Origin of the sequence: Bradyrhizobium sp. MOS001, from assembly GCF_004634465.1 — a bacterium.
GTDB lineage: Bacteria > Pseudomonadota > Alphaproteobacteria > Rhizobiales > Xanthobacteraceae > Bradyrhizobium > Bradyrhizobium barranii.
The window spans coordinates 26,216-33,833 of sequence record NZ_SPVJ01000064.1; the positions used below are offsets into that span (position 1 = coordinate 26,216).

Annotated in this window: 7 protein-coding genes; 5 read left to right on the forward strand and 2 right to left on the reverse strand. The window is 60.4% G+C overall.

Going from position 1 to position 7,618, the window contains the following annotated elements:
• Positions 1–285 precede the first annotated feature (285 nt).
• Positions 286–2,475, forward strand: coding sequence for a PQQ-dependent dehydrogenase, methanol/ethanol family (locus tag CT676_RS39615; RefSeq protein ID WP_135216920.1), 2,190 nt, complete (start codon positions 286–288; stop codon positions 2,473–2,475).
• Between the two features lie 52 nt (positions 2,476–2,527).
• Here CT676_RS39615 and CT676_RS39620 read toward each other — a convergent pair whose 3' ends face one another.
• Positions 2,528–3,535 (reverse strand): class I SAM-dependent methyltransferase, encoded by a 1,008-nt coding sequence (locus CT676_RS39620; protein ID WP_167768313.1) that lies wholly within the window; start codon positions 3,533–3,535, stop codon positions 2,528–2,530.
• Positions 3,536–3,766: 231 nt separating this feature from the next.
• Between CT676_RS39620 and CT676_RS39625 the strand changes: the two genes are divergently transcribed.
• The 3 genes from CT676_RS39625 (at position 3,767) to CT676_RS39635 (ending at position 5,876) form a co-directional block, all read left to right on the forward strand.
• On the forward strand, positions 3,767–4,147 hold the full coding sequence (locus CT676_RS39625) for a nuclear transport factor 2 family protein (protein WP_085402511.1): 381 nt from the start codon (positions 3,767–3,769) through the stop codon (positions 4,145–4,147).
• Positions 4,148–4,160: 13 nt separating this feature from the next.
• A complete protein-coding gene (locus CT676_RS39630; protein ID WP_135216922.1) occupies positions 4,161–5,090 on the forward strand; it encodes an NAD(P)-dependent alcohol dehydrogenase in 930 nt (309 codons plus the stop codon).
• Between the two features lie 87 nt (positions 5,091–5,177).
• A complete protein-coding gene (locus tag CT676_RS39635) occupies positions 5,178–5,876 on the forward strand; it encodes a YafY family protein (RefSeq protein WP_085402513.1) in 699 nt (232 codons plus the stop codon).
• A gap of 139 nt (positions 5,877–6,015) precedes the next feature.
• Here CT676_RS39635 and CT676_RS39640 read toward each other — a convergent pair whose 3' ends face one another.
• Complete coding sequence (locus CT676_RS39640; RefSeq protein ID WP_135216923.1) at positions 6,016–6,342, reverse strand: hypothetical protein; 327 nt, start codon at positions 6,340–6,342, stop codon at positions 6,016–6,018.
• 98 nt (positions 6,343–6,440) lie between these two features.
• On the opposite strand from CT676_RS39640, the gene CT676_RS39645 reads away from it, so the two are divergent.
• Entirely contained in the window at positions 6,441–7,376 is a 936-nt protein-coding gene (locus CT676_RS39645; RefSeq protein WP_135216926.1) for a LysR family transcriptional regulator, read from the forward strand.
• Positions 7,377–7,618 lie beyond the last annotated feature (242 nt).

The following is a 7,618-nucleotide window of genomic DNA, read 5'->3' on the forward strand; positions in this document are numbered from 1 at the left end:
TCGCGATGTCCTTTCAAGGACGGACATTCCGTCCCGATGCTCGCACGCCGCCAAATGCTAGTCGAAACGCCCGATCCCGACTGCCGAGGGTTGAAAGATTTCCGCCGATGACGGCCGTGGGCCGGTGGGCCAAGCAGGACGCTTTCTTACAACTGCAATCGGGCATGTCAGGACTGAAATGCTTCAGTAGCACCGTCGAGGCAGGTTTGAGACTTCATATCAACGGAAGCGGGCGCAGGCATGCGCGCGCATCGTGGTCTCGACATGCACGGAGGAAGGTGAGGCATGGGACGATCCAACACAGAGTGCCAATGGCCTGAAAAAAAGTCGCGCAATCGGTCCAGGATTCAGATTGCCTTCCGGGAGATCAGTGCCGTTCTTGTTCTTTTTCCTGCTCTCCTGGGTCTTTCCCTCCCTTCCAGTGCATGGGCGCAGACCGGGACCGACGCGAAGCCGGACCGCATCAAGGCGAATATCTCGAGAGTCGACAGCGCCTTCATTGAAGCCAATACGAAGAGATCCAGGGATTGGCCGACCGTCGGCCTCGACTACGCCGAAACGCGGTTCAGCAAGCTCAATCAGATCAACACTGACAACGTCAGGGATATCGGGCTCGTCTGGAGTTACAATCTGGAATCATCGCGCGGCATCGAGGCAACGCCTCTCGTCGTCGACGGCATCATGTATCAGTCGGCACCCTGGAACGTGGTCCATGCCATTGACGCGCGGACCGGGACAAAAATCTGGTCGTTCGATCCGGGTGTTGACCGGTCGAAGACCTATCGCGGGTGCTGCGACGCTGTCAGCCGTGGCCTCGCACTCTACAAGGGCAAGGTCTTCGAAGCCGCCTATGACGGGCGCCTGATCGCGCTCGATGCCGCGACCGGAGCCAAGCTCTGGGAAACGGACACGCTGATCGATCACGAGCATTCCTACACGATCACCGGCGCGCCGCGGGTCTTCAACGGCAAGGTCGTGATCGGCCAGAGCGGTGCCGAGTATGGTGTGCGCGGCTATGTCACGGCGTACGACAGCGAGACGGGCAAGCAACTCTGGCGCTGGTTCACCGTGCCCGGCGATCCATCGAAGCCATTTGAAGACGCTTCGATGGAAGCCGCGGCGAAGACCTGGGATCCCTCAGGGAAGTATTGGATCAACGGCGGCGGTGGCGCGCCATGGGACTCGATCACGTTCGATCCCGATCTGAACATGGTCTATGTCGGCACGGGAAACGGCGGTCCCTGGAATCGCAAGCTTCGAAGTCCGTCGGGTGGCGACAATCTCTATCTGGGCTCGATCGTCGCGCTCAACGCCGACACGGGCCGGTATGTCTGGCACTATCAGGAGACGCCCGGCGACAATTGGGACTATACATCGACCCAGCCGATGATCCTGGCCGACATCAAGATCGACGATGTGCCGCGCAAGGTGATCCTGCACGCGCCGAAAAACGGCTTCTTCTTCGTCATCGATCGCACCAACGGCAAGTTCATCTCGGCGAAGAATTTTGTCGATGTGAATTGGGCGACGGGATACGACGCCAACGGACGGCCGATCGAGCTGCCGGCGGCGCGCGACGCAGATCAATACGAGTCGATTCCGGGACCGGACGGGGCTCACAATTGGCAGCCGATGTCGTTCAATCCGCTGACCGGCCTCGTCTACCTTCCCGCGCAGCACATCCCGGTCAATCTGTCGCCGGAAAAGTCGTTCGTGCAGAATGCTGCTGCGCCGGGCAAGCTCGGCGGCTTGCTGGGCGGGAATATCGGTTTCGTTTTCAACCCTCCGAAGTCGGCCCCATTCGGACGTCTGCTAGCCTGGGATCCGGTGCATCAAAAGGAGGTCTGGCGCGTCGAGCACGTGTCGCCGTGGAACGGCGGGACGCTGACCACCGCCGGCAACCTGGTTTTCCAGGGGACGGCGGATGGCCGCTTCGTCGCTTATGATGCGGCAAACGGAACCAAGCTGTGGGAAATGCCGACCGGCACCGGCGCGGTGGCGGCCGCCGCAACCTACATGGTCGACGACAGGCAATACATCTCGATTGCTGTCGGCTGGGGCGGATCCTACGGCCTGACGCACCGCGCGACCGAGTACCAGAACCCGGGAACGATCTACACATACGCACTCGGCGGCACGGCGAAGCTGCCAGCGTTCGTCAAATATCAGACCGAAGGTCTGCTGCAGGGCGTGAAGTATGATCCGAAGGACATCAGGGAAGGCGGCGAGATCTATGTCGCGGCAGCCTGCGTCGCCTGCCACGGCGTGCCTGGCGTCGGCCGCGGCGGCAACATCATCAATCTCGGCTACGCCAGCGCCGAAGAGATCACCAATCTGAGGCATATCCTCTTCCACGGTCCATTCCGCGACCAGGGCATGCCGGATTTCAGCGGCAAGTTGACGGAAGGGGACGTCGGGAAACTCCAGGCCTTTATACAGGGAACTGTTGACGCCATCAGACCGAAGAGCAGGTGATGAGTCAGCAGGCGCTGCGGCGGCGAGCGGCCCGTTCGACCGTGGCCGCTCGTCACGCGCCTTTGTCGATCTTCACCCAGAGCGCACTGCCGAGCGTCGAGGAGTTCCTGGCCGCGTAGGCCCATGCCGGCAAGCGTAATGGTGCAAGCGCAAGTGCGATCACGGCCTGCCCAATCCGCTGCGCTTTGCTTCGCGGCAGGCCGCGCACGAACTCACTGACGCTGCCCGGTTTCTCGGCCCTGCGCAAAAAGCTGTCCACGATGTCTTCCCTGAGAAACTTCAGGAGGTTGAATGGCTCCCGCTCGCAAATGCTCAATTGCAGGCCGTGTCGCCGACATACCGCGTCAAACGCTTCCTTCGTCCAGCGGCCAATGTGGTTCGGCGGCATGTCGATGAGCGATCCGTGGCCCTCCATGTAGTGCGTTCGGATATCATTCGGCACGGCGATGAAGACAGAGCCTTGCGCCTTGAGAAGGTATTTCAACCGCGCGAAGACGTCATCCACCCGGTCCATGTGCTCGAACACCTGAAACATGAAGATGATGTCGAAGGCCTCCTTCATCGGAGTGAAGCCATCCTCCCGAAGGTCGACCGAAAAGGTCTTGTAGCCTTTCGAACGCAAGGCCTGTTGCGCTGCTTCGTTGTAATCGACCGCGTAAATATCGGACGCGTGAAAGAGTTTGTCCTTGATGTGATCGAGAAAATAGCCAAACCCGGCCCCGACATCGATCGCCGTTTTTCCGGCCGTGCCGAGGCCGTTCAGCTCCTCGATCGTCCTCGCATACTCCCATTTCATGGTTGGATAGGAAGGGTGCGGCGCGGCCAGGTTATAGAACTCGGCGCCACCCGCGACGAACGGATCTGCAAAACCGAATCCGCAATCGGCACATTTGCGGATATCGCAGGTGTCGCAGCCCCAGAGCAGCGACAGGTGGCTTATTAACTTTCGAGAGCGATCCGGATACTGGCGCGGACTGACGAAGGATCGAGAGGCCTGATCTGCGGTCACTTCAAACAGTTTGGCAGTTGATCCACTGCCGCATGCTGGACAGGTGCTCATCTCTCCTGACCTCATTCAGGTCTTTCGGTGGAAAGTGGTTGCGACCAATTGTCTCGTCATCATTCAAATGAAGGTTGGCGGAGCGCGAGGTTCGGGGCAGTGGACAGGATAGGGGAGGCAGGCCGCTCGCGGCGCGAAGGCGCCTTCGGCTGCGCCGATTTCCTACTGCCAGAATCTGTCACTGGCCTGCGCTAGGTCTTCTTTCAGGGCATTTTTACTGAAAGGAAGACGATGAAAACCCAGAGCAACGGCCAGGCGCTGCAGATCGCCAAGACCTACATCGAGGCCATCGCCAGCAGGAGCGTGGATACGATTACTTCCGTGTCGGCGGACGACGTTGTTTGCACGTCGCCACGCGGGCGGATCGCCGGCATGCAGAAGTTTCGCGAATTCCACGAGGGTTTCGCCCGCATGATCAAGAAGGTCACGGTTCTCGCCGTCTACGGCGACGATGATCAGGCTGTCGTCGTTTACAGCGCGGACACCCATCCGGTTGCCAACGCCGTCGTCGCGGAACTCCTCAAGGTGAAGAACGGCAAGATCGCGTCGACCGAAGTGATCTACGACGCGACTCCGTTCGCCGCCTACACGGCGACCGTCCAACCGCACTAAGGCACGATCGACCATGAAACGGATTCAATATTACAGCTACGGCGGCCCTGAAACGATGAAGCTCGAAGCCTTCGAGCTGAAGGCTCCGGGGACCGGCGAAGTCGCGGTCAAGGTCAAGTTCGCCGCCATCAATCCCATCGATTGGAAGGTGCGCAATGGCTATCTCAAAATGGTGACGGGGAAGAAATTTCCGCGCGCCATGGGCAGCGATTTTTCCGGCGTCGTGACCGCTGTCGGCGCTGGTGTCACGCGCTTCAAAATTGGCGATCCCGTATTCGGCATGTCGCAGATAAAGCATGGTGGCGCGCTTGGCGAAGCCGTCATCGCTCCCCAAACCTTCGTCGCCAGGAGGCCGGATTCAGTCTCGTTCGAGGACGCGGCTTGCCTGGCTACGCCGGGGGTCACCGCATGGAACGGCCTCGTGGACAAGGCTGCCCTGAAATCCGGCGGCCAGGTGTTCATCAACGGCTGCACCGGCGCTGTCGGCGAGGCCACGGTGCAGCTCGCAAAGATGTTCGGGGCGACCGTCGCGGGGACATGCAGTGCGCAGGCGATGCAGCGAGCCCGTGACTTGGACGTCCTGCCTCTCTTCGATTATCGGGCCACCGATCTGTCGAAGATCCGTGAACGCTTCGACGTAGTGTATGACTCGGCGGGAACGATGGCAGTTGCCGCCGGGGTTGGCCTGCTTCGCGAAGGGGGCGTGTATCTCGATATCAATCCAGCGCCAATCAAGTTCATCCGTGCGATCTTCAACCGGAAACTCAAGCCGATCGTCTGCACCGCGCGGGCTGATATCCTTGACGGCCTTGCCGTCGCTTCGGCGAATGGAAAGCTGCGCTTGCCAGTTGCTGAGACCGTGCGTCTGAACGATGCGATCCCGCTCATCGCTGCGCTTGAAGCCGGGCACAAGCTCGCCGGAAAGGCTCTGGTAGCGATGTAAATGCCGTCTGGGCCAGTAAAGCCCCGCCGCCCGTGGCCCGCGATGCCTACTGCCATTTTTTGGCAGGAGTCGTGCTAGACTTGGTCTATGTCGAAGAGCCAACGATTATTCGACCTCATGCAGATCTTGCGGCGGCACCGCACCCCGGTGTCGGGCAACGACCTTGCGGCTGAGGCGGGTGTGTCGTTGCGAACGATTTATCGCGACATCGCCGACTTGCAGGGCTTGGGCGCACAAATCGACGGTGAGCCTGGCTTTGGCTATGTCTTGCAACCCGGCTTCCTCCTTCCTCCCCTGATGTTCTCGGAACAGGAAATCCAAGCCTTGGCGCTGGGCGCCCAATGGGTATCTCGCCAGACCGATGACGAGTTCGCGCTGGCGGCGCGTGACGCGCTCGCTAAAATTGGCGCGGTCCTTCCCTCGGAGCTGCAACACAAGCTGGACGACAGTGCCTTTCACGTAGGGCGCAGGCCGAAGCAACCCGAAGCCGTCGACCTTCGCGTCGTGCGGCAAGCCATGCGCGACCAACACAAGCTTTCCATTGTGTATCGCGACCCGCAAGGCGCGAAGACCACGCGGATCATCTGGCCAATTGGCGTCGGCTTTTTCGATTCCCGGCGCATCATTGCCGGCTGGTGCGAAATGAGGAAAGACTTCCGCTCATTCCGGGCGGATCGGATAGAAAAGATCAAGCTCAGGACGGAACGCTATCCCGGTCGCCGGCGCGATCTCGTCAAGCAATGGCGGGCTCAAGTCGACGCGGAACGTCGCAAGACTCTCGGCTGATCTCACCACCGGGTCCGACGCCGATGCTGGCGAGCTATCACCTGCTGGTGCGCTTCACCATCGCCGGCGTAAGGGCCGCCTGACGCCTTCCGGGGTTAGAGCGGGCGCCGAAAATTACCGCGCCCGCTAGGCTCGAACCTTAGTTCGTGACGGGCGCCGCCTTGCGGACCAACACTTCGTTGCCCGCCCGGCTGATTTCAAGCGCACGTGGCTGCTGGGACGTTGAGAGAACAACGCTTTGGCCTGGCGCAAGAACAGAGACTACGCGGATTGGCGTTCCCGTCTCGCCCTGAGCAAGGGTCGTCACGACATGGAACCCATCGCGCTCAACGGTGTAGTAGGCGACGCCGGACACCCCGCCGAGATCGATGCTCTTTGCCTGAATTGGCCTGAGGCTATCTGCATGAGCGGTTCCAAAGGTGGCTAAGGCTAGTGTGGCGGCCAAAAGGCCACTGCGGATTGACATGTTGATCTCCTTTAGCTGGGCGGTGGGCCACGCCCTCCGTTCCCTTGCCACATAAGATGGACGGCCTATGCTCATTGATCAAACAGATTGGATCGATGATGGGTATCGATGCCGTCAATCTAAGCCATCTCGACCTAAACCTACTGGTTCACCTCGATGCCTTGCTTCGCGAACGTAGCGTCACGCGAGCTGCGGGCCGCGTGGGCATTGGTCAGTCGGCGATGAGCCACAATCTCGCCCGCCTGCGTGACCTGTTCGGCGACGAGCTTCTGACGCGCGGGCCCGACGGCTTGCGCCTCACTCCTCGTGCAGTGATGCTGGTAGAGCCGGTGCGGGCTACGCTGTCTCAAATCCAAACGATTGTCTCACGCGACGACGCATTCGATCCAGCGACGGCAGAGCGGACCTTCAGGTTCGGACTCCCAGACAGCATGGAAATCCTGGTCCTTCCCGCTCTCCTCGCACGCCTGCGCAAGGTTGCGCCTGGCGTCCATCTGCGCCTCTACAACATCGACTCGTCGAGACTTCTGGATGATCTCGATGCCGACGAACTGGACCTCGCTATTGGCTATGACGTCTTTCCTCAGGGCCAGATCCACCACAAGCGGCGTCTGCTGTTCAACGAGAGCTATCTGTGCATGTTCAACGCGGAGATAACGGGCATCACCGACGCCCAAATCTCGCTCGAAGATTATGTGCGGTTACCTCATGTTCTCACGAGCCTGCGGCCGGGCCGGACTGTGCGCGGCGTGGTAGACGACGCCCTTGAGAAACTGGGATTGCGGCGGACGGTTGTCCTGACCACGCCTCGCTTCCTCACTGTCCCTGCCTTGGTGGCACGCGCACCTGTCGTCGTGACAATGCACGCGCGGCTCGCTCGGTTGTTCGCCACAGAACTCAAGCTTAGCCTGAGCCAGCCTCCGGTGGATTTGCAGGACGTAGCTGTTTCACTGCTCTGGCACGCTTCCTACGATCACGATCCATCTCATGCGTGGCTGCGTCAGATCTTGGTGGAATTGGTCTCCGAGCTTTGAGCTGGCCGCTACCCGGCGTGGAGCGGTGCCGACTCCACAGGCCGCATGTCGCCGTTTAGCCCCTTAGCAGACGTTCCAGCGCTCTGGGTCGATGCCGGCTTGTGACCCAATGTATGGTCCGGCCGTGCGTAGCAAGAGGTTCGTCGATCAGGTGGTGAGTGGTCTTGCATCAATGTATCCGGCCTTTGATTGGAGCATTTGCTCCGGGCCATCATGGATATCAGCGCGCGTGCGTTCTCATT

Excerpts from the sequence above, each read along its gene's own strand:
- CT676_RS39625 (WP_085402511.1), top strand. The coding sequence starts at position 3,767 with ATGAAAACCCAGAGCAACGGCCAGGCGCTGCAGATCGCCAAGACCTAC.
- CT676_RS39635 (WP_085402513.1), top strand. The coding sequence starts at position 5,178 with ATGTCGAAGAGCCAACGATTATTCGACCTCATGCAGATCTTGCGGCGG.
- CT676_RS39645 (WP_135216926.1), top strand. The coding sequence starts at position 6,441 with ATGGGTATCGATGCCGTCAATCTAAGCCATCTCGACCTAAACCTACTG.
- CT676_RS39620 (WP_167768313.1), bottom strand. The coding sequence starts at position 3,535 with ATGAGCACCTGTCCAGCATGCGGCAGTGGATCAACTGCCAAACTGTTT.
- CT676_RS39615 (WP_135216920.1), top strand. The coding sequence starts at position 286 with ATGGGACGATCCAACACAGAGTGCCAATGGCCTGAAAAAAAGTCGCGC.
- CT676_RS39640 (WP_135216923.1), bottom strand. The coding sequence starts at position 6,342 with ATGTCAATCCGCAGTGGCCTTTTGGCCGCCACACTAGCCTTAGCCACC.
- CT676_RS39630 (WP_135216922.1), top strand. The coding sequence starts at position 4,161 with ATGAAACGGATTCAATATTACAGCTACGGCGGCCCTGAAACGATGAAG.